The sequence below is a fragment of the Methylobacterium sp. Leaf93 genome (assembly GCF_001422345.1).
GTDB classification, from domain to species: domain Bacteria; phylum Pseudomonadota; class Alphaproteobacteria; order Rhizobiales; family Beijerinckiaceae; genus Methylobacterium; species Methylobacterium bullatum.
This window is the reverse complement of record NZ_LMMS01000001.1, coordinates 404200-423060: the sequence shown is the minus strand read 5'-3', so window position 1 is coordinate 423060 and position 18861 is coordinate 404200. Positions and strand designations below refer to the sequence as shown.

The 18861-nt window shown below is 67.8% G+C and carries 19 protein-coding genes; 14 read left to right on the top strand and 5 right to left on the bottom strand.

The window, feature by feature from the left end:
* Positions 1–11 precede the first annotated feature (11 nt).
* The 3 genes from ASF26_RS01900 to ASF26_RS01890 all read right to left on the bottom strand — a co-directional run bounded on the left by ASF26_RS01900 (position 12) and on the right by ASF26_RS01890 (position 3352).
* Positions 12–398, bottom strand: coding sequence for a hypothetical protein (locus ASF26_RS01900; protein ID WP_056146951.1), 387 nt, complete (start codon positions 396–398; stop codon positions 12–14).
* A 65-nt stretch (positions 399–463) separates the two neighbouring features.
* Entirely contained in the window at positions 464–2335 is a 1872-nt protein-coding gene (locus ASF26_RS01895; protein WP_056248741.1) for a methylmalonyl-CoA mutase subunit beta, read from the bottom strand.
* Between the two features lie 213 nt (positions 2336–2548).
* The gene (locus ASF26_RS01890) at positions 2549–3352 is read right to left on the bottom strand and encodes an undecaprenyl-diphosphate phosphatase (protein WP_056249755.1); all 804 of its coding nucleotides are present in this window, start codon (positions 3350–3352) and stop codon (positions 2549–2551) included.
* A gap of 205 nt (positions 3353–3557) precedes the next feature.
* Between ASF26_RS01890 and ASF26_RS01885 the strand changes: the two genes are divergently transcribed.
* The 4 genes from ASF26_RS01885 to ASF26_RS01870 all read left to right on the top strand — a co-directional run bounded on the left by ASF26_RS01885 (position 3558) and on the right by ASF26_RS01870 (position 8984).
* On the top strand, positions 3558–4250 hold the full coding sequence (locus ASF26_RS01885) for a glutathione S-transferase family protein (RefSeq protein WP_056248737.1): 693 nt from the start codon (positions 3558–3560) through the stop codon (positions 4248–4250).
* Positions 4251–4333: 83 nt separating this feature from the next.
* On the top strand, positions 4334–5464 hold the full coding sequence (gene queG, locus ASF26_RS01880) for a tRNA epoxyqueuosine(34) reductase QueG (protein ID WP_082477493.1): 1131 nt from the start codon (positions 4334–4336) through the stop codon (positions 5462–5464).
* The gene (locus tag ASF26_RS01875) at positions 5461–6324 is read left to right on the top strand and encodes an SDR family oxidoreductase (protein ID WP_056248734.1); all 864 of its coding nucleotides are present in this window, start codon (positions 5461–5463) and stop codon (positions 6322–6324) included. Before queG ends, ASF26_RS01875 begins: the two co-directional genes overlap by 4 nt.
* A gap of 950 nt (positions 6325–7274) precedes the next feature.
* Positions 7275–8984 carry an EAL domain-containing protein gene (locus ASF26_RS01870; RefSeq protein WP_162240210.1) on the top strand — a complete coding sequence of 570 codons (1710 nt, stop codon included), beginning with the start codon at positions 7275–7277 and terminating at the stop codon, positions 8982–8984.
* 105 nt (positions 8985–9089) lie between these two features.
* Here the strand turns inward: ASF26_RS01870 and ASF26_RS01865 are convergent, their stop codons facing one another.
* Together ASF26_RS01865 and ASF26_RS01860 are read right to left on the bottom strand one after the other, a co-directional pair.
* Positions 9090–10139 (bottom strand): GNAT family N-acetyltransferase, encoded by a 1050-nt coding sequence (locus ASF26_RS01865; RefSeq protein ID WP_056248727.1) that lies wholly within the window; start codon positions 10137–10139, stop codon positions 9090–9092.
* A gap of 246 nt (positions 10140–10385) precedes the next feature.
* Positions 10386–10775 carry a hypothetical protein gene (locus ASF26_RS01860; RefSeq protein ID WP_056248716.1) on the bottom strand — a complete coding sequence of 130 codons (390 nt, stop codon included), beginning with the start codon at positions 10773–10775 and terminating at the stop codon, positions 10386–10388.
* A gap of 159 nt (positions 10776–10934) precedes the next feature.
* Between ASF26_RS01860 and ASF26_RS01855 the strand changes: the two genes are divergently transcribed.
* From ASF26_RS01855 to ASF26_RS01810, 10 genes are all read left to right on the top strand, one after another.
* Positions 10935–12455, top strand: coding sequence for a helicase HerA-like domain-containing protein (locus tag ASF26_RS01855; protein ID WP_056248712.1), 1521 nt, complete (start codon positions 10935–10937; stop codon positions 12453–12455).
* 124 nt (positions 12456–12579) lie between these two features.
* Positions 12580–12999 carry a transcriptional regulator gene (locus tag ASF26_RS01850; RefSeq protein WP_056248708.1) on the top strand — a complete coding sequence of 140 codons (420 nt, stop codon included), beginning with the start codon at positions 12580–12582 and terminating at the stop codon, positions 12997–12999.
* A gap of 195 nt (positions 13000–13194) precedes the next feature.
* On the top strand, positions 13195–13509 hold the full coding sequence (rplU, locus tag ASF26_RS01845; protein WP_018041679.1) for a 50S ribosomal protein L21: 315 nt from the start codon (positions 13195–13197) through the stop codon (positions 13507–13509).
* Positions 13510–13541: 32 nt separating this feature from the next.
* Positions 13542–13808: a 50S ribosomal protein L27 gene (gene rpmA, locus ASF26_RS01840; protein ID WP_018041680.1), complete on the top strand. Its 267-nt coding sequence runs from the start codon at positions 13542–13544 to the stop codon at positions 13806–13808.
* Positions 13809–13963: 155 nt separating this feature from the next.
* On the top strand, positions 13964–14434 hold the full coding sequence (locus tag ASF26_RS01835) for a hypothetical protein (RefSeq protein ID WP_056248704.1): 471 nt from the start codon (positions 13964–13966) through the stop codon (positions 14432–14434).
* 83 nt (positions 14435–14517) lie between these two features.
* Positions 14518–15552 (top strand): GTPase ObgE, encoded by a 1035-nt coding sequence (gene obgE, locus ASF26_RS01830; RefSeq protein WP_027171138.1) that lies wholly within the window; start codon positions 14518–14520, stop codon positions 15550–15552.
* A 52-nt stretch (positions 15553–15604) separates the two neighbouring features.
* A complete protein-coding gene (locus ASF26_RS01825) occupies positions 15605–15880 on the top strand; it encodes a type II toxin-antitoxin system VapB family antitoxin (protein WP_056248701.1) in 276 nt (91 codons plus the stop codon).
* Positions 15880–16302, top strand: a complete 423-nt coding sequence (locus ASF26_RS01820; protein ID WP_056248697.1) for a type II toxin-antitoxin system VapC family toxin — start codon at positions 15880–15882, stop codon at positions 16300–16302. Before ASF26_RS01825 ends, ASF26_RS01820 begins: the two co-directional genes overlap by 1 nt.
* The gene (proB, locus tag ASF26_RS01815) at positions 16302–17453 is read left to right on the top strand and encodes a glutamate 5-kinase (RefSeq protein ID WP_056248693.1); all 1152 of its coding nucleotides are present in this window, start codon (positions 16302–16304) and stop codon (positions 17451–17453) included. The genes ASF26_RS01820 and proB overlap by 1 nt, the downstream gene beginning before the upstream one ends.
* Before the next feature lie 107 nt (positions 17454–17560).
* Positions 17561–18859 carry a glutamate-5-semialdehyde dehydrogenase gene (locus ASF26_RS01810; protein ID WP_056248689.1) on the top strand — a complete coding sequence of 433 codons (1299 nt, stop codon included), beginning with the start codon at positions 17561–17563 and terminating at the stop codon, positions 18857–18859.
* Positions 18860–18861: the final 2 nt, after the last annotated feature.

Below are 18861 nucleotides of genomic sequence, written 5' to 3'. Positions count from 1 at the left end.
CATGGGCCGGATCAGCCCCGCTTCTCGGCGTTCCAGCGGCCGGAGCAGCGGATCATGCCGTTGCTCGACCAGGTGCCGCTGCCGTAGCCGCCGCGATCGAGTTGGCCGACCACGGTGGCACCATCGGAACCGCGCATGATCGTCGCCCGCACGGAGCCGTTGCCGGAGACGCGCCCCCGGATGTCGAAATCGCCGCCGGGATAACTCGCCTCGCCCTTGGCGATCCGGACGCCGTAGCGGTAGGCGCGGTCGCAGGGGCCGTCCTGGGTGATGACCTCGATGCTCCAGGCGCCGTCGTAGCGGTTGGGCACCGAGACCTTCCGCGTGGCCGCCTCGGTGGTTCCGAGGGACGTCGTCAGGAGAGCGAGGGAGCCGGCGGCAAGGAGGAAGCGTCGCATCGTAGCCTGTTCTGCAAGGACGTGATCGGGGCTGGGAACGCCCCGGATCGCGTATCGGTTGCGGTTCACGCTCGTGTGGCTTCGCCCAAGGCGGCCTGAAGCAGCGTGAGGAGATCACCTCCCGCGTGCAGATAGGCATCGACCCCCGCGGCTTTGAGCCCCTCCGCGAGATCGCCGGGCTTGCCCGCGAGGTACACGGTCGTCGCGCCCGCTTTCTTCAGAGCCTCGGCCGCCGCGACGGCGTGAGTGGCGTAGAGGGCGTCCGATGAGCAGAGACAGGCGATGCGCGCGCCGGATGCGGCGAAAGCCCTGGCCAGTGCGTCGCTCTCCGAAAAACCCTCTTCGTTCACCGCCTCGATGCCGCCGGCCGCGAAGGCGTTGGCGGCGAAGGTCGAGCGGGCGTTGAAGACGGCGACCGTCCCGAGATTGGCCAGGAACACCAGGGGGCGCCGCCCGGTCTTGGCGAGATGGGCGTCGGACGCATCGCGCAGGGCCTCGTAGGGCTCTGCGAGGCGGAAGGAGGGCAGGGCTTCGCAGGTGGTCGTCCCGGCCCCGTCGAGGGCGAAGGCAGGCGCCACGACATCGGAGGGCGGCAGGTCGAGGACCGTGACCGGCTTCTCGGCGAGGAAGGGGAACTCGCTCGCCCCGGTGAGCGGCTCGCGGCGCGTGGCGACGTTCTGCGCGCGGGTGGCACGGGTCTCGCCGATCCGGGCCTGGATCGCGCCGGCCTGCAGGCTGGCGACGATGCCGCCCTCCCGCTCGATCGCCTGGAAGGCGGCCCAGGCCGTGGTGGTGAGTTCCTCGGTGAGCGCCTCGAACCCGCCGGCCCCTGCCGCCGGGTCGGCGACGCGGGCGAGGTTGGATTCCTCGATCAGGACGATCTGGCTGTTGCGGGCGACGCGCCGGGCGAAGGCGTCGGCGAGGCCCAGCGAGGCGGTGTAGGGGATGACGGTGACGGAATCGGCGCCGCCGAGACCCGCCGAACAGGCGGCCATGCCGGTGCGCAGGATGTTCACGAACGGGTCGTTCCGGTTCATCATCCGCCACGCGGTCTCGGCATGCAGGCGCAGGGGCTTCGGGTCGAGCCCGCAGGCCGCCTCCACCCGCGCCCAGAGGCGGCGCATGGCGCGGAATTTGGCGATGGTCAGGAACTCGTCGGCATCGGCCACGAGGAGGATGGCGACGGCATCGCGGGCGCGGGCGAGGTCGTGCCCGCCGGCCTCCAGCATGCGCAGATAGGCGACGGCCGTCGCGAGGGTGGCGGCGAGTTCCGCCGCCTCGCTCGCCCCGGCCTCGTGATAGGGGCGCCCGTCGGCGAGCATCGCGCGGCCGGTGAAGCCGGCCCCGTCGAACTCCGACAGGAGCGCCGAGACCGCGGCACCGATCTCCGGCAGCGTCGCGTCGAGGCGGCCGGTGGCGGCGAGCGTCCCGATCGGGTCGAGGCCGAGATCGAGATCGAGGGCGCCGAGATCCTCGCTGCGCTGCGCCGCCAGCGCCTTGACCAGGCGGGCCGCCTCAAGGCCGCGCCCGCCGGCATCGAGGCGGGTCGCGATGAGGGAGAGCATCACGCCCGAGAGGGCGGTGTCGAGGGCGGGGACATCATCGGCGGCGAGGCCGAAGCCGCGCGCGAAAACGGAGCCCGAGAAGACGAGATTCAGGGCATCGGCGCCGCCTTCGAGATCGGCCATGGCGAGACCGTGGGCGGCTTGCGCGTCCGGGTGGTCCACCCGCTGGGCGATGCGCCAGGGGCCGGGCGTCCGCATGGGCTGCGCCACCGGGGCGGCGGGCTCGTAGAGCGGTTCGATCCGGATGCCGTCCGCCGTCTTCGAGACCAGGCGCTTCTCGAAATCGCCGCCCTTGAGCACGCCCTCGACCAGGCCGAGCCACCGCTCGCGGGTGGGCGTGGGGAACAGGTCGGCGAGGGGGCGATTGTCCATCGTCAGGGCCTTGGCGCACGCTTCCGCCGGCCGCGTGTGGCCGGACGCTGTCGGCGACAGCCCTCGCACGGCGAGGCTTGCCGGGCAACACGCCGGACTCATCAAAGAAATCAGCGCGGACTCAAAGAAAAACGAGGATCCCCGCCGCCTCCCGAGTCCCCGGCTCCGGGCCCCTGCGCCTGAGCGCGGGTCCGGGGCCGCGAGGCGGGTTCGTCAGCCGAACAGGATCAACCCCGCGAAGCCCAGCGAGCCGACGATGATGCGCCACCATGCGAACAGCCGGAAGCCGTGGGACGAGACGTAGTCCAGCACGGTGCGGACCACGACGAAGGCCGAGAGGAAGGCCACGACGAAGCCGATGACGATGAGCCCGGCATCGTCCTGCGAGAGGTTCTTGTAATTGTCGAGAAGATCCTTGGCGAAGGCGCCGGCCATGGTGGGAATCGCGAGGTAGAACGAGAACTCGGTGGCCGAGCGCTTGTCCGCCCCCATCAGCATCGCGCCGACGATGGTGGCGCCGGAGCGCGATACGCCCGGGATCATCGCGATGCACTGGAACAGGCCGATCCTGAAATCCATCGGCAGGGTGAAGTCGAACACGTCGCGCTTCTTCACCTCAAGGTCGGTCTCGTCGAGGACGAGGAGGACGAGGCCGCCGGCCACCAGGGTGGCGCAGACGATCCAGGGATTGAACAGGTAGAACTTGATGTATTTCGAGAACAGGCCGCCGATGATCGCCGCCGGCAGGAAGGCGAGGAGGATGCCCAGAACGAAGCGCCTCGCGTTCGGATCGCTCGGAAACGCCACGGCGATTCCGAGGAGGCGGCGGAAATAGACGGCCAGGATCGCCAGGATCGCGCCGAGCTGGATCAGCACCTCGAACGTGTTGTTGGGCGATTGGAAGCCGATGAAGTGGCCGACCAGGAGCTGGTGGCCGGTGGAGGAGACCGGAATGAACTCGGTGGCGCCTTCGACGACGGCGAGCACGACCGCCTTCACGATGCTCATGGCATCCATCATGTCTCGCCTCGGTTGTTGTGGGGTGGGAGCGCGGGTCGCCGGACGGTGTCAGCGATCAGAGTTGACGAGCGGTTACCGGAACATGTCCAGCGTGTTAATGAGGCGGCAATGATCGGGCAATAAGTCTCGACCGGCGACCCTCACCCACCGGCGGTCCCGATACGGCGCGTCCCGCGGTTCCATCCCCTTCGAAACGGCCTCTATGGCGACGCTTCACCACTCACCCTTCTGTCCGCATTCGCGCTTCATCCGCCTCGTGCTCAGCGAGATGGGCATGGAGCCCGCGCTCGTGGAAGAGCGGGTCTGGGACCGGCGCGAGGCCTTCCTCCTCATCAATCCGGCCGGCACGACGCCGGTCCTGGTGGAGGAGACCGGGCTCGCCGTGCCGGGGGCCGGCATCATCGCCGAGTATCTGGACGAGACCCGCGGCCTCGGCCTGTCCGGGCGCCGGCTGCTGCCGGAGGCCACCGCCGCTCGCGTGGAGGTCCGCCGCCTGCTCGACTGGTTCTTGGTGAAGTTCGACGCCGAGGTGACCGGCTACCTCGTCACCGAGAAGATCTCGAAGCGCTTCATGACCAGCGCCAATGGCGGCGGTCCGCCGGACATGCACGCCATTCGCGCGGCGCGCACCAATGTGCGCTACCATATGAAGTATATCGGCTACCTGATGTCCCGCCGGAAATGGATCGCCGGCGACCATCTGACCTATGCGGATCTCGCGGCCGCGGCCCACCTCTCCTGCGTGGATTATCTCGGCGACGTGCCATGGGACGAGGACGAGACGGCGAGGGACTGGTACGCGCGGCTGAAATCGCGCCCCTCCTTCCGGACGCTGCTGGCGGACCGGGTTCCGGGCATGGCCCCGGCGGATCATTACGCGGATCTCGATTTCTGAACTCCCCTTCGGGCCAGTTCCGGGCAGAGGGCAAGCAGGCGGCCGGCCGCCGGGAGCAGCGCAAGATTCTCTCCGGCGATGCCCTGAGGCAGGCGCTCGAGGCCCGCGCCCGGCATCTCGGTTTCGACGCTTTGCGGGTGACCACCCCCGATGCGGTGCCGGCCCTCCGCGAGCGGCTGCCGGCCTGGCTCGCCGCCGGGCATCACGGGGAGATGGACTGGATGGCGGAGCGCGCGGACCAGCGCGCCGATCCGTCGATTCTCTGGCCGGGCGTTCGCAGCATCGTAATGCTGGGCATGAACTATGGCCCCGAGGCCGATCCACTCTCACTGCTGGCCCTGAAGGATCGCGGCGCCATCGCGGCCTATGCCCAGCGCCGCGATTATCACGATGTGGTGAAGGGCAAGCTGAAGGAGCTCGGCGGCTACCTCTCCGCCAAGGGCGACGTGCGGGTGAAGGTCTTCGTCGATACCGCGCCGGTGATGGAGAAGCCGCTCGCCGCCGCCGCCGGCCTCGGCTGGCAGGGCAAGCATACGGTCCTCCTCTCGCGCGAGCACGGCAACTGGCTCCTGCTCGGGGCGATCTATACCTCCGCCGATCTCGTGCCGGACCTGCCCGAGGCCGACCATTGCGGCTCCTGCCGGCGCTGCCTCGACATCTGCCCGACGGCGGCGTTCCCCGTCCCCTACCAGCTCGATGCGCGGCGCTGCATCTCCTACCTCACCATCGAGCACGAGGGGCCGATCGCGCCCGAATTCCGCGAGGCCATCGGCAACCGCGTCTTCGGCTGCGACGATTGCCTCGCCGTCTGCCCCTGGAACAAGTTCGCCGCCGCCGCCTCGGAGGCGCGCCTCGGCGCGCGGGCCGATCTCGCCGCGCCTCCCCTCGCCGAACTGGCGCGGCTCGACGATGCGGCCTTCCGGGCGCGGTTCGCCGGAACCCCGGTGAAGCGCACGGGGCGCGACCGCTTCCTGCGCAACGTCCTCATCGCCATCGGTAATTCCGGCGATCCGGCGCTCGCCGCGGAGGCCGAACGCTGCCTCTCCGACCCGTCGCCCCTGGTACGCGGCATGGCCGTATGGGCGTCGAGCCGCCTCACCGACGCGGCGGCGATGCGCGGCCTTTTCAACGACCACGCCATCGGCGAAACCGATGCCGACGTCGGCGCCGAATGGCGTGCGGCACTCGATCACGCGGGAAACACGACGGCATGAACCTCTTCGTCTTCGGTCTGGGTTTCACGGCGCGCCGCTTCGTCGAACGCGCGGCGGGGCGGTTCGGTGAGATCCGCGCCACCGTCACCGGCCCGGCCCGGCCGGGCGCCGGCCTCGGCGACGTCGCCCTGCGCGGCTTCGGTCCCGAGGCGGACGACGCGCGGATCGCGGGCGACCTCGCCGACACGGACGTGCTGCTGGTCTCGGCACCGCCGTCCCGCGACGGCGACACGGTGCTGGCCCGCTACCGGGACGCCATCGCCCACAGCCGGATCGGCTGGATCGGCTATCTCTCCACCATTGGGATCTACGGCGACCAGCAGGGCGCCTGGATCGACGAGACGACGCCGCCCAACCCTGCCAGCGGCCGCTCGCATGGCCGCATCGCCGTGGAGAAGGCCTGGCTCGCCTTCGGGCAGGAGACCGGCAAGGCGGTGCAGGTGTTTCGGCTCTCCGGCATCTACGGGCCGGGCCGCAACCCCATCGTGAAGCTGCGCGAAGGCAAGTCGCAGCGCATCATCAAGCCGGGTCAGGTGTTCAACCGCATCCACGTGGACGACATCGCCACGACCCTCCTCGCCTCCATCGACAGGCCGAGGGCGCAGGCGATCTACAACGTCACCGACGACGAGCCGACGCCGCCGCAGGTGGTGACCGAATACGCCGCCGGCCTCGCCGATCTGCCGCTGCCGCCCGAAATCGATTTCGAGACGGCGGATCTCAGCCCCATGGCGCGCAGCTTCTACGGCGAGAACAAGCGCGTGCGGAACCGCCTGATCCGCGAGGAGCTCGGCGTCGATCTCGCCTATCCGACCTACCGCGAAGGGTTGGCCGCACTGGTCGCCGATGGCAGGGCGTGACGCTCGAGAACATATCCCATCGCGAGAACGAAGCAGATTTCGGTCATTTCCCTCACAGGAGGGAGCCGAATGACAGCGGGGCGTCTGGTGTCGCGGCTGCTTTTTTGCTCGGGCAGGGATGATCGACGGCGGAATGAATGATTTCAGGTTATCTTTAATCGTCCCCCGACCGCAGGAATCTCTCTTGCGCGACCGGTTTTTGGACTGGACTGTAAAAAATGTTTCGAAGCATGCTCCTAGTTTTTTTGCGAAGACTTTCTCTATTTGATGAGGAAGAATTCATGTCGACTCGCATTCACGCTGATCCATAGAATTTCTGTGTCCATATCTCGACTCATCGGACCCGTATGTGATCTAATCATCGGCCAATTTTGGCCCAATCCTATGTATAATAACATAGACTTATAAGGAATGTGTCGCACCGGCAAAGTCATGGCTAGTAAATTTATACCGGTAGATTTTCGGATTGTTGTCGTATCTTGCCTCAAAGTATGGTGCGTCAATTTGAATGATAGTCGAGTACGCCATGTCGCTGCCTCATCGACTTCTCATTAAGGCGCTCTTCGCATAACGATGCTTGTGGCATGAGGGGCGCCGGCTGATTCTGGCGGTTTTGCGCAAGTATCGCCATTGAATGGAAAGCGGGTCGTGGCGGCACACGGTTCATGGTCGGAGCGGAATTCGTTCAGCTCGCGCGGGTGCGGGCGATTCCAACATCTACCTCAGACTTGCCGGTCGTGAGTGAAGCGATGGCGTCGCCGCTGAAGATGGCCGCGTGGCTTCGAGCGATCGTCTGGCGGATGCGATCGTCTTCAACCGATGCCCGACCCGCCAGCGGGGATCTGCCGACGGACATGTCTTGCCGGACTCATTCCCCCGGCCGTGCCTTTCCCAGTGCGGAAGCCCGGCGGACTGGCCTCCTCATCGATCCGGGGAGCTGGTTGAGATCCGTGCGGGCCTTGCGCGCCAGCGCGGAGAGAAGGCGGCTGGGCGAGGAGCGTCTCGCGCTCGCCCTCGATAGCGGCGTGGAGGGGATCTGGGATTCGAACCTGGCCAACGGGACGATCTGGATCTCCGAACGCTGGCTGGCGCGGCTCGGCTATGCCGTCGACGCGATCGAGGCCTGCCAACCGATGGATCATATCGTTCATGCGGAGGATCGTGACCGCCTGACCCTCGCCATGGTCGAGCATGTCAAAGGCCTCACCTCCACCTACGAGTGCGAGCATCGGGTAGTCTGCCGCGACGGCACGTCGTTCTGGGTCCTGACCCGTGGGCGAGTCGTGGAACGGGACGGCACGGGCCGGGCCCTCCGCGCGGTCGGAACCCAGATCGACATCACGCATCGCCACGAAGCCGAGGCGCGCGCCGAATACTTGGCCCTGCATGACGACCTCACCGGTCTGCCTAATCGCCGCCTGCTTCGCCAGCATCTCGAACGGGCCGTGATGCGCCCCTGGGAGGGCCGCTCCACCGTCGCGGTCCTCACCTGCGATCTCGATGGCTTCAAGGCCGTCAACGACACGCTGGGCCATAGCGGCGGCGACCGTCTCCTTCGGATCGTCGCGGACCGCCTGCTCCAGGCCGTGGGCGACGGCGGTACCGTTGCCCGGTTGGGTGGCGATGAGTTCGCGCTTGTGCTCGAGGGACTCGCGGGGCCGGACGAGGCGGACGCGGTCGCCCGGCACGTGATCGCGCTGCTCGGTGCGCCGATCGAGATCGACGGCATGGTGGTCGAGATCGGTGTCGGCATCGGCGCCGCGATGCTGCCGAGCGAGGCCATCACCGCCGACGATCTGCTCCGGCGGGCGGATATCGCGCTCTACGAGGCCAAGACGATCGGGCGAGATGCCTATCGGCGGTTCGAGCCCGCCTTGGCCGCGCGCCATTCCTCGCGGCATCTTCTCGCCTTCGACATGAAGGAGGCGATCCGGCGGGGGGACTTCTTCCTCGCCTATCAGCCGGTCATTGACCTCGTCACCGATAGGGTCACGAGCTTCGAGGCTTTGATGCGCTGGCATCACCCCGAGCGCGGGCTCATCTCGCCCGGCGAATTCATTCCGGTGGCCGAAGAGACGGGGCTGATCGTGTCGCTCGGCGCCTGGGCCCTGGCGGAGGCGTGCCGGGAAGCGATGACGTGGCCGGACGAGATCCGCGTCGCCGTCAACGTCTCCACGGTGCAGTTCCAGTACGAACTGGAGCACGCGGTGCTAGGCGCCCTCGGCGGCGCGGGCCTGTCCGCCGACCGGTTGAAGCTCGAAGTCACCGAGAGCGCGCTGATGCGGGACCCGGAGGGCGTCGTGGCGACGTTGCACCGCCTGCGGGCGCTGGGTGTCAGGATCGCCCTGGACGATTTCGGCACCGGCTACTCGTCATTGAGTTACCTGCGACGGTTTCCCTTCGACAAGATCAAGATCGACCGCGCCTTCATCAAGGACATCGCCGAGCCGGATGCGGCGGCCATCGTGAGGGCGGTGGTCGGCCTCGGCGAGCGGCTCGGCATGGGGATCGTGGCCGAGGGCGTCGAGACGACCGAGCGGCTCGAACTCGTCAGGAGCGAGGGCTGCGACGAGGTGCAGGGCTTCGTGTTCAGCCGGCCGCTCCCCGCCAATGAGGTCGCGGCCTACCTGAAATCCCGCCGCGTGAGCGCGGCGGCCTAAGCAGGTTTCGCAGAAGTGGTGCCCGGTTCTGCGATAAAAACCTGCCACATATGAAAGACCTCAGCAGGTTCGCGTTGGCTTGCTAACGCGAACCTGCTGAGGGGATCACGCCGCGCGCTTGTTCGCGGCCGGGCCGAAATGGCCGATGTAACGGGCGGCGATGGCCGAGACTGGCAGGACGACGAACACGTCCGTGGTGCCGAATTGGTGGTCGATCACCGCACCGTCGCCGAAGGTGGCCCCCACCCGCAGGTAGCCCTTGATCAGCGGCGGGAGCGACTGGAGCGCGGCCTTGGCATCCACCACCTCGCGCGGCAGCCGGTCCATGGCGACATGGCGACCGGGTAGCGCCCTGGCGCACCAGGGCTCGGGTGCGCGGGCGTGGTGGTGGAGGAAGCTTAAGCCCAGGGCGAGCCTGTCCGGGTCGGTCCCCTCCAGGCTGGCGCAGCCCAGCATCGCGTCGATGCGGTGGTGCTGGACATAGGCCCAGATCCCGGCCCAGAGCAGCTCCACCGTGCGCTTGGTCCGGTAGGGTTTTAGCACGCAGGACCGGCCGAGCTCGAGGAAGCGTTTGCCGGGATGCGCGGCGAGCAGGGGCGCGATGTCGTATTCGCCGGCGGTGTAGAAGCCGAAATTGCGGTCGGCCGCGTCCTGGCGCAGCAGGCGGTAGGTGCCCACCACCTTCGGCCTCGGACGGCGGAAGGGTTTCGCCTCCGTCGCCGCATGGTCGATCACCAGCAGGTGGTCGCAGACCGTGTCGTAATCGTCGATGTCCCGCCGGGACAGCAGGGACATGCCGGAGGCGACCGCCGACATCTCCTGGTAGAACACCCGGTAGCGCAGGCGCTGGGCGCGGCGGATCTCGGAAACGGTGGTGGCCAGGCGCACTTCGAGGTCGCCGATGCGGCCGAGGACCGGGTCGAGCCCCGGAGCGGCCAGAGGCTTCTTCAGGCGCGGCTTGAACCGGATCGGCGTTCCGCCCGGTGGGACCAGGGACCGGCCACCCGGAAGGCTCGCGAAGCCCGGCAGGCCGGAGAAGCCGGCATGTCCCGCCTCCAGGCGCTTCTGCTTGAACCGGGCGAAGGGCGCATGGACATGGGCCTCCCAGCCGTTGAGCCAGGCCGTGGACGCATCACGCGCGAAGTTCGGGACCATCAGTCCATTCCGCTCTGCCGGACCCGCGAGGCCGGCTCCCGATGGAGCCTGGAGCCTCATATCCGCGAGGCCACATCACCACGAAGCCCGAACGCTTTTATGACAGGCTTTTGCGTGAATCCAGAGACGGTTAGTGTCGCGCCAAAATGGTTCGCCGGCGACCCTTCCATGGGTAGCCGCCGAACCTTTTCCGTTCCCCTCTTCTCCGGCTCAGGCAACGGGGAAGAGAGGGCAGCCGGACCGGTCTCAGACGAATTGGTTCAGACCGGGGATCGAACCGACGATCGGCCCCATCACGTCCTCGCCGGCCTTCTCGCGGCCGAAGGCGAACAGTTCGGCGCCCAGCGGCTGCATCTGCCCCATGGGAACGCCGGCTGCCATCAGCTTCTGGCCGAGGGCCATCACGCCCCCGCCCATCATGCCGCCGAGCATGCCCATCAGGCCGCCGCCGCCGCCCTCGCCCTGGTTCGCCTGGGCCGCCGCAGCGTCCGCGCCGGGCATCGCCGCGAAGAGCTGGGCGACTTCGGTGGCCGGGCCTTCCTTCTGCAGGAAGGCGAGGATGTGGCCGATGGCCGTCTGCGCCGTCGCGGCGTCGAGCCCGGTCTTGGTGGTGACGCGGGCGATCAACTCTTCCATGTAACGATGCTCCAACGCATGAGTGTGCGTAGTCCATCTGGTCTGTCCGCGATGAAATCAAGCGCCGGGTGCGGTGCTGCTGGAAAATGCGTCCCCCGGGCGTCATAACCCCAGAGTCGCTGCGCTGGGCGCGACGCGAAGCGGTGGGTTCAGGCGATCATGCAGAGCGACGGCACCATCCTCGTCGGCAAGAGCGGCACCAAGCCGGAGGCGCTCACCCTCAGGCTCGCCAACCGCCACGGCCTCGTGGCCGGCGCCACCGGCACCGGCAAGACGGTGACGCTCCAGGTCCTGGCCGAAGGGTTCTCCAATGCCGGCGTCCCGGTCTTCGCCGCCGACATCAAGGGCGACCTCTCTGGGCTGGCGGCGGCGGGCGAATCGAAGCCGGTCTTCGTTAAGCGCGCGGAGGAACTCGGGATCGCCTACGAGCCCGACCGTTTCCCCACCGTGTTCTGGGACCTGTTCGGGGCGCAGGGGCACCCGATCCGCTGCACGGTGATCGAGATGGGGCCGCTGCTGCTGGCCCGGCTGCTCGAACTCAACGACACGCAGGAAGGCGTGCTCAACATCGCCTTCCGGGTGGCGGACGACAACCAATGGCCGGTCCTCGACCTGAAGGACCTGCGCGCGCTGCTCCTCTACTGCACCGAGAACCTCAAGGAGATCTCGGGCAAGTACGGCAACGTCTCGGCCGCCTCCGTCGGGGCGATCCAGCGGCAATTGCTGATGCTGGAGAACCAGGGCGCCGACCAGTTCTTCGGCGAGCCGGCGCTCGACCTCAACGACTTCATGAAGCGCGACCGCGACGGGCGCGGCATAATAAACATCCTGGCCGCCGACAAGCTGATGCAGCGGCCGCGCCTCTACGCCTCGTTCCTGCTCTGGATGCTGTCGGAACTGTTCGAGCAGCTGCCGGAGGTGGGAGATCTCGACAAGCCCAAGCTCGTCTTCTTCTTCGACGAAGCGCATCTTCTGTTCGACGACGCGCCCAAGGCCCTCCTCGATGCCGTGGAGCAGGTTGTCCGCCTGATCCGCTCAAAGGGCGTCGGCGTCTATTTCGTCACCCAGAACCCTCTCGACCTACCGGAATCGGTGCTCGGCCAGCTCGGCAACCGTGTCCAGCACGCGTTGCGCGCCTTCACCCCCCGCGACCAGCGGGCGGTGAAGGCCGCCGCCGACACGTTCCGGCAGAATCCCGGTTTCGATGTCGCCTCCGCCATTACCGAACTCGCCGTCGGCGAGGCGCTGGTGAGTTTCCTCGAGGCCAAGGGCACGCCCTCGATCGTGGAGCGCGCCCTCATCGCCCCACCTCAGGGCCGGGTCGGCCCGCTTACCGAGGTGGAGCGCGCCGAGCTGATCGCGAAAAGCCCCCTGCGCGGCAAGTACGACGAGGCGGTGGACAACGAGAGCGCCTACGAGATCCTCGCAGCGCGCAAGGGCCTCGATTCCGCCCCAGCCGAGGCCGCGCAGCAATCGGAGGGTGGCCTGAGCGGCATGCTCGGCAATCTGCTCGGCGGAGTCCTTGGCTCCAAACCCGCCGCGAAGGGAGGCCGACGCCCGCCGCAGGGCCTCGCCGAACAGGTCATCGGCAACGCGGCCCGCTCGATGGCGCGGACGGTGGGAACGCAGGTGGGTAACGCGATCCTGCGGAACGTGCTGGGCGGGCTGATGAAGCGGTGACGATTCGGAAAGAGCGGCTCGTTATCCGATGGCCTTGTCGTTGAAGGAAGCATGCGCACGACGGGACGTACCAAAGGCCGAATCCAGCGACCGTTCCGGTACCCCCATTCGTCTGCGGCTGCGCATGAACGCTAAGATCGACCGGCCGGTCGATGTAGCGCGCCTCCTGGTCTCGCAGGGCGTGTCCCTCAAGCGGGCACATGCCTTTCTTCAGCGGATCGCCGCGGGCGATATGGTCGCCGCTCAGATGTGGAGCGAGGATTCCGGCGCTCTCGTGGCGCGATTCTCCGAACTCGGAATCCAGGCCGTCGAGTTGCGAATTCCGGAGGTCAGTCCCAAGGAGATCCGGACGCGGATGAACCTGTCCCAGCCGGATTTCGCGACGGCATTCGGATTCGAGCTCGATACGGTGCAGAACTGGGACCAGGGCCGCAACCGGCCGGACGCCTCCGCGCGCATCTTGCTCGCGATCATCGCGCGCCATCCGTCCATCGTGGAAGCCGTTCTCGCCCAACGGGACGACACCGGAGTCGAGCCGCACTGAGCGGTGCTCCGGCAACGTCGCATTGACAAATCACCCCCTCCACGCTTATCCACCGACGCTCGCGCGGCTTCCTCGACGAAGTCCGCGCGTTTCGCGTTCGCAGCATCGCTCGAATCGGTGTCGCGGATGACCTGAATAAGAAGACGGTCCAGGCTCGCTAGGCTGGAGGCCGGCAGAGAACACGAAGAGAGAACGATGTTCGCAGTCATCAAGACGGGCGGCAAGCAGTATCGCGTTGCCGCCAACGACACCATCACGATCGCCACCGTCGAGGGCGAACCGGGCTCCGCCGTGACCTTCGGCGAAGTCCTCCTGTTCGCGGACGATGCGGGCGCCACCCAGGTCGGCGCGCCGCTCCTGTCGGGCATCAGCGTCGCCGGCGAGATCGTCAGCCACGGCCGCGACGCGAAGGTCATCGCCTTCAAGAAGCGCCGCCGTCAGAACTCGCGCCGCAAGCGCGGTCATCGCCAGCACCACACCGTGGTGCGCATCACCGGCATCAGCGCCTGACGTTCTGATCGAGACATTCGGAGTCAACCACAATGGCCCATAAAAAAGCAGGCGGCTCGTCCCGCAACGGCCGCGATTCGGCCGGCCAGCGCCTCGGCGTGAAGAAGTTCGGTGCCGAAGCCGTCATCGCCGGCAACATCATCGTCCGTCAGCGCGGCACCAAGTTCCACCCCGGCGTTAATGTCGGCATCGGCACGGACCACACCCTCTTCGCCAAGGCGGACGGTCGCGTGCTGTTCCAGGTGAAGCGCGGCCGCGCCTTCGTCGCCGTGGTGCCGCACCAGGAAGCCGCGGAGTAGTCCACGGCCTCCCACAGCGAGGCGGCGCCCGCACCGGGCATCCCGTCATCGACGATCGTCGGACATCGAAGGGAGGATGGTGCGCCATCCTCCCTTTCGTCGTCTGCGCGGGTCTCCGTCATCCGGAGGGTGCCGCGCTCGGAAGCGGAACCGCGATGACGCAACGCACGCTCGTTCTGGCGGCACTCGCCGCGACCGGTTCGGTCGCGGTCGCCCTGGCGCTTCTCAGCGGCGGAGGCGAGCCCCCCGCGACCCCGGTCGCGGACATTCCGAGACCGTCGCCACGGAGCCCGACGCTCTACTGCGAATTCTACAACTTCGTCGGGCGGAGCCCCAGGGTCGGCTTCACCTTCGCGATCTCCGACCATGACGAGCGGCCGGTCTTCGCCCAGGTGAGCCAGTTCGAAATGGACGGAAGCCGTGCCGAGTTCGGCGCCGATTCCCGCCCGACCTGGGCCTTCGACGACGCGCAGGTTCCGGCGACCCTCACGTCTCCGGACGGCGCCATCGTCATCAATCTCTACGCCTACGACCGGACGAAGTCGGGTGGGGCGTGGTTCGAGGCGGGCCTGCGCAGCGTGCAGTACCTGAACCTCGACGGGAAGTGCCGACAAGGCGCAGCCTGAACCCGAACCCGGATGTGATTCGCCAAGGTCTGGAGCCGGCAGGCCCCGCCCTCGGCGAATGAACGACAGAGACGAGAACACCCGTGAAATTCCTCGACGAAGCCAAGGTCTATGTGCGCTCCGGTGACGGCGGCGCCGGCTGCGTCGCGTTCCGGCGCGAAAAGTTCATCGAGTTCGGCGGCCCCAACGGCGGCGACGGCGGCCGGGGCGGCGACGTCTGGGTCGAGTGCGTCGACGGCCTCAACACGCTGATCGACTACCGCTACCAGCAGCACTTCAAGGCCAAGAAGGGCGAGCACGGCATGGGCTCGAACCGCCACGGCGCCAACGGGGCGGACGTGGTGCTGAAGGTGCCCGCCGGCACCGAGATCATCGCCGAGGATGGCGAGACCCTGATCGCCGACATGACCCATGTCGGCCAGCGTGTGCGTCTGGCCAAGGGCGGCAACGGCGGTTTCGGCAACGCCTATTTCACCACCTCGACGAACCGCGCCCCGAAACATGCCAATCCGGGCCTGGAAGGCCACGAGCAGTGGATCTGGCTGCGCCTGAAACTCATCGCCGATGCCGGCCTCGTCGGCCTGCCCAATGCCGGCAAGTCCACCTTCCTCGCCACGGTGACGGCGGCGCGCCCCAAGATCGCCGATTATCCCTTCACCACCCTGCATCCGGGCCTCGGCGTGGTCCGCTCGGACGAGCGCGAATTCGTGCTCGCCGACATTCCCGGACTGATCGAGGGCGCCCATGACGGCGTCGGCCTCGGCGACAAGTTCCTCGCCCATGTGGAGCGCTGCCGCGTGCTGCTCCACCTCGTGGAGGCCACGAGCGAGCATGCCGGCAAGACCTACAAGCTGGTGCGCAAGGAACTCGAAGCCTACGGCAACGGTCTCGCCGACAAGCACGAGATCGTCGCCCTGTCGAAATCCGACGCCGTCGATCCCGACACGCTGAAGGAACAGGTGGCGCGCCTGAAGCGAGCCTCCAAGGCAAAGCCGCTGATCCTGTCCTCGGCCACGGGCCTCGGCGTGCAGGACGCTCTGCGCGCGATCACCCGCGAGATGATGGAGGCCAAGGCGGCCGAGGCGGAAGCGCAGCCGGCGGAGGCTTGGCAGCCTTGAGGGCATGGGCATGTAGCGCTACGCTACGTGCTGCCGTCGGTGGAGTTCGAGGATGACGAAGCAACTGAATGTGAGGAGCGACGTCGCCTACGAGATCGCACATTCCCTGGCTCGCTCCCGCAGGACATCCATCGCCGATGTGGTCGAAACAGCCTTGAGGGAATTCAAGGATCGCCGGTCCCAGGCTTGGGACGTGCTGGCCCCCGAGGAAGTGGAGCGGCGGTATCGGGAATTGCGGGCCTTGTCGGCTCGGAGCGCGGCCACCAAGCTGCCCGGCGCGACGTCTGACCATTCCGACATGTACGACGAGAACGGCCTGCCGATTTGATGACCGCGGCGGATCATACGATCGCCGTCGACACGTCGGCCCTCGTGGCGATCTTCCTGCGCGAAGACAGCCCCGTTGATTACGGCCGCGTTCTCCACCGTTCCATCTGCCTGATCGGCACGCCGACTCTTGCGGAGCTTCACCGTGTCATGACCGTGAAGACAGGACGCGACGATCAGTGGACACTCGTCGAGTATCTCGATGAGCAGCCCAACATCCGCGTCGTGGCCTTCGATGCGACGCACCTCCGACTGGCCACGGAGGCCTTCCTGCGCTTCGGCAAGGGACGCCATCCCGCGGCTCTCAATTATGGCGACTGTTTCGCTTATGCCGTCGCGAAGGCGGCCAACGTGCCGCTCCTGTTCAAGGGCAACGATTTTTCACGAACGGACCTCGCCTGCGCCGTGCAAAGCTCCCGATAATGACCTCTTCTCCCCAATCCGCCTCTCCCCAGATCCCCTCCCTTCAGGATTTCCGCCGCGTCGTCATCAAGGTCGGCTCGGCGTTGCTCGTCGACCGCGCGCGCGGTCGCCTGCGCCATGCCTGGCTGGCGGCGCTCGCCGAGGACATCGCCGACCTGCATGCGCGGGGCGTCGACGTCCTCGTCGTCTCTTCGGGCGCCATCGCCCTGGGGCGGACGGTGCTCGGCTACGCGCCCGGCACGCTCCGGCTGGAGGAGAGCCAGGCCGCCGCCGCCGTGGGGCAGATCGCACTCGCGCGTTACTGGGCCGAGGCGCTCGGCCATCACGGAATCGCGGCGGGGCAGATCCTGGTGACGCCGCAGGACACCGAGGAGCGCCGGCGCTACCTCAATGCCCGCGCGACGGTGCTGAAGCTCCTCGAAGTCCGTGCCGTGCCGGTGGTCAACGAGAACGACACGGTGGCCACCAGCGAGATCCGCTACGGAGACAACGATCGTCTCGCCGCCCGCGTCGCCACCATGATCGGGGCCGACGTGCTGGTGCTGTTCTCCGATATCGACGGCCTCTACACGGCGCCCCCCGCCAGCGACCCGAACGCGCGCCATCTGCCCCTTATCGAGCGGATCACGCCGGAGATCGAGGCCATGGCGGGCGGGCCGGCCTCGGAACTGTCGCGGGGCGGCATGCGCACCAAGGTCGAGGCGGGCAAGATCGCCGCGAGCGGCGGCACCCACATGGTCATCGCCGACGGGCGCGAGAAGAACCCCCTGCGCACCATCCTACAGGGGGGGCGCTGCACCTGGTTCCTGTCCGGCTCGAACCCCGTCGCCGCGCGCAAGGCCTGGATCGCCGGTTCGCTCGAGCCGCGCGGTATCCTCGTGGTCGATGCCGGAGCGGCCCGTGCCCTGCAGGGCGGCGCGAGTTTGCTGCCGGTCGGCGTCACCGGATTGTCGGGGAATTTCGGGCGGGGGGATGCGGTGATCATCCGGGACGTGCAGGGCCGCACCCTCGGGCGCGGCCTCGTGGCTTATGACAGTGCACAGGCGGCACAGATCATCGGTCGCCCGAGTCGGGAGATCGCGGAATTGCTTACTCATCCCGGTCGCGCTGAAATGGTGCATCGCGATGACCTCGCGATGGTCGGAGAATAGGCTCGACTATTATGCAATGTGCTTGTTTTGCCGCCTCGACGCGTGGCATGAGGGCACAATCGATATGCCGCCATCGCCTTGAACGGTGAGCTGCGAGGAAACAGACCGTGCCCGTTCTGAACCTGAGATCCGATTTCGCCGCCGCTCCCGATCTCACAGAGCAGATGCAGGAGATCGGCCACCGCGCCCGCGCGGCCGCCCGCAAGATCGCCCAAGCCTCGGCCCAGGCGAAGGATGTCGCCCTGCGCCAAGTGGCCGAGTGCCTGAGAGCGAGCCGGGAGGCGATCCTGGCCGAGAACGCCCGCGACGTCGCCGCGGCGATGGCCAGCGGACAGACCCAGGCGCTGATCGACCGCCTCACCCTCGACGAGGGCCGGCTCGCCGCCATGGCCGATGCCGTGGCCAAGATCGGCGCGCTGCCCGATCCCGTCGGTCGCCAGCTCGCGGCGTTCGAGCGCCCGAACGGGCTGCTGATCGAGCGGATCGCCGTGCCGCTCGGCGTCGTCGGCGTCATCTTCGAGAGCCGTCCCAACGTCACCGCCGATGCGGGGGCCCTGTGCCTCAAGGCCGGCAATGCCGCGATCCTGCGCGCCGGGTCGGACAGCCACCGCACCGCCATGGCCATCGCGCGTGCCATGCGCGAGGGGCTGGAAGCCGCCGGCCTGCCGGCGGACGCGGTGCAGATCGTTCCCACCCGTGACCGCGCGGCGGTGGGCGCCATGCTGTCGGGCCTCGACGGCTGCATCGACGTCATCGTGCCCCGTGGCGGGCGCGGCCTTGTGGAGCGGGTCCAGTCCGAGGCCAAGGTGCCGGTCTTCGCCCATCTCGACGGCATTTGCCACGTCTACGTGGCGGCCGGCGCGGATCTCGACATGGCCCGCACCCTGGTGATCAACAGCAAGATGCGCCGCACCGGCATCTGCGGCGCCGCCGAGACCCTTCTCGTCGATGCCGCCGTGGCGGAGACCCACCTCGCCCCCCTGGTCACGGCGCTGATCGAGGCCGGCTGCAGCGTCCGCGGCGATGCGGCGACGCAGGCGGTAGATGCGCGGGTCACCGCTGCCACCGAGATCGACTGGCGCACCGAGTATCTCGACGCCATCATCGCCGTGAAGGTGGTGGACGGGCTCGACGCGGCGATCGCCCATATCGAGGCCAACGGCTCGCACCATACCGACGCCATCGTCACGGCCGACGCCGCCGAGGCGGCGCGCTTCCTGGCGGAGGTCGATTCGGCCATCGTCACCCACAATGCCTCGACGCAATTCGCCGATGGCGGCGAGTTCGGTTTCGGCGCCGAGATCGGCATCGCCACCGGGCGCATGCATGCGCGCGGTCCGGTGGGCGTCGAGCAGCTGACGACCTTCAAGTACCGGGTCCATGGCCGCGGGCAGACGCGTCCTTGATG

Excerpts from the sequence above, each read along its gene's own strand:
- ASF26_RS01860 (WP_056248716.1), bottom strand. The coding sequence starts at position 10,775 with ATGGAAGAGTTGATCGCCCGCGTCACCACCAAGACCGGGCTCGACGCC.
- ASF26_RS01875 (WP_056248734.1), top strand. The coding sequence starts at position 5,461 with ATGAACCTCTTCGTCTTCGGTCTGGGTTTCACGGCGCGCCGCTTCGTC.
- ASF26_RS01865 (WP_056248727.1), bottom strand. The coding sequence starts at position 10,139 with ATGGTCCCGAACTTCGCGCGTGATGCGTCCACGGCCTGGCTCAACGGC.
- ASF26_RS01820 (WP_056248697.1), top strand. The coding sequence starts at position 15,880 with ATGACCGCGGCGGATCATACGATCGCCGTCGACACGTCGGCCCTCGTG.
- rplU (WP_018041679.1), top strand. The coding sequence starts at position 13,195 with ATGTTCGCAGTCATCAAGACGGGCGGCAAGCAGTATCGCGTTGCCGCC.
- ASF26_RS01855 (WP_056248712.1), top strand. The coding sequence starts at position 10,935 with ATGCAGAGCGACGGCACCATCCTCGTCGGCAAGAGCGGCACCAAGCCG.
- ASF26_RS01885 (WP_056248737.1), top strand. The coding sequence starts at position 3,558 with ATGGCGACGCTTCACCACTCACCCTTCTGTCCGCATTCGCGCTTCATC.
- rpmA (WP_018041680.1), top strand. The coding sequence starts at position 13,542 with ATGGCCCATAAAAAAGCAGGCGGCTCGTCCCGCAACGGCCGCGATTCG.
- ASF26_RS01900 (WP_056146951.1), bottom strand. The coding sequence starts at position 398 with ATGCGACGCTTCCTCCTTGCCGCCGGCTCCCTCGCTCTCCTGACGACG.
- ASF26_RS01895 (WP_056248741.1), bottom strand. The coding sequence starts at position 2,335 with ATGGACAATCGCCCCCTCGCCGACCTGTTCCCCACGCCCACCCGCGAG.
- ASF26_RS01835 (WP_056248704.1), top strand. The coding sequence starts at position 13,964 with ATGACGCAACGCACGCTCGTTCTGGCGGCACTCGCCGCGACCGGTTCG.
- proB (WP_056248693.1), top strand. The coding sequence starts at position 16,302 with ATGACCTCTTCTCCCCAATCCGCCTCTCCCCAGATCCCCTCCCTTCAG.
- ASF26_RS01850 (WP_056248708.1), top strand. The coding sequence starts at position 12,580 with ATGAACGCTAAGATCGACCGGCCGGTCGATGTAGCGCGCCTCCTGGTC.
- ASF26_RS01825 (WP_056248701.1), top strand. The coding sequence starts at position 15,605 with ATGACGAAGCAACTGAATGTGAGGAGCGACGTCGCCTACGAGATCGCA.
- ASF26_RS01890 (WP_056249755.1), bottom strand. The coding sequence starts at position 3,352 with ATGGATGCCATGAGCATCGTGAAGGCGGTCGTGCTCGCCGTCGTCGAA.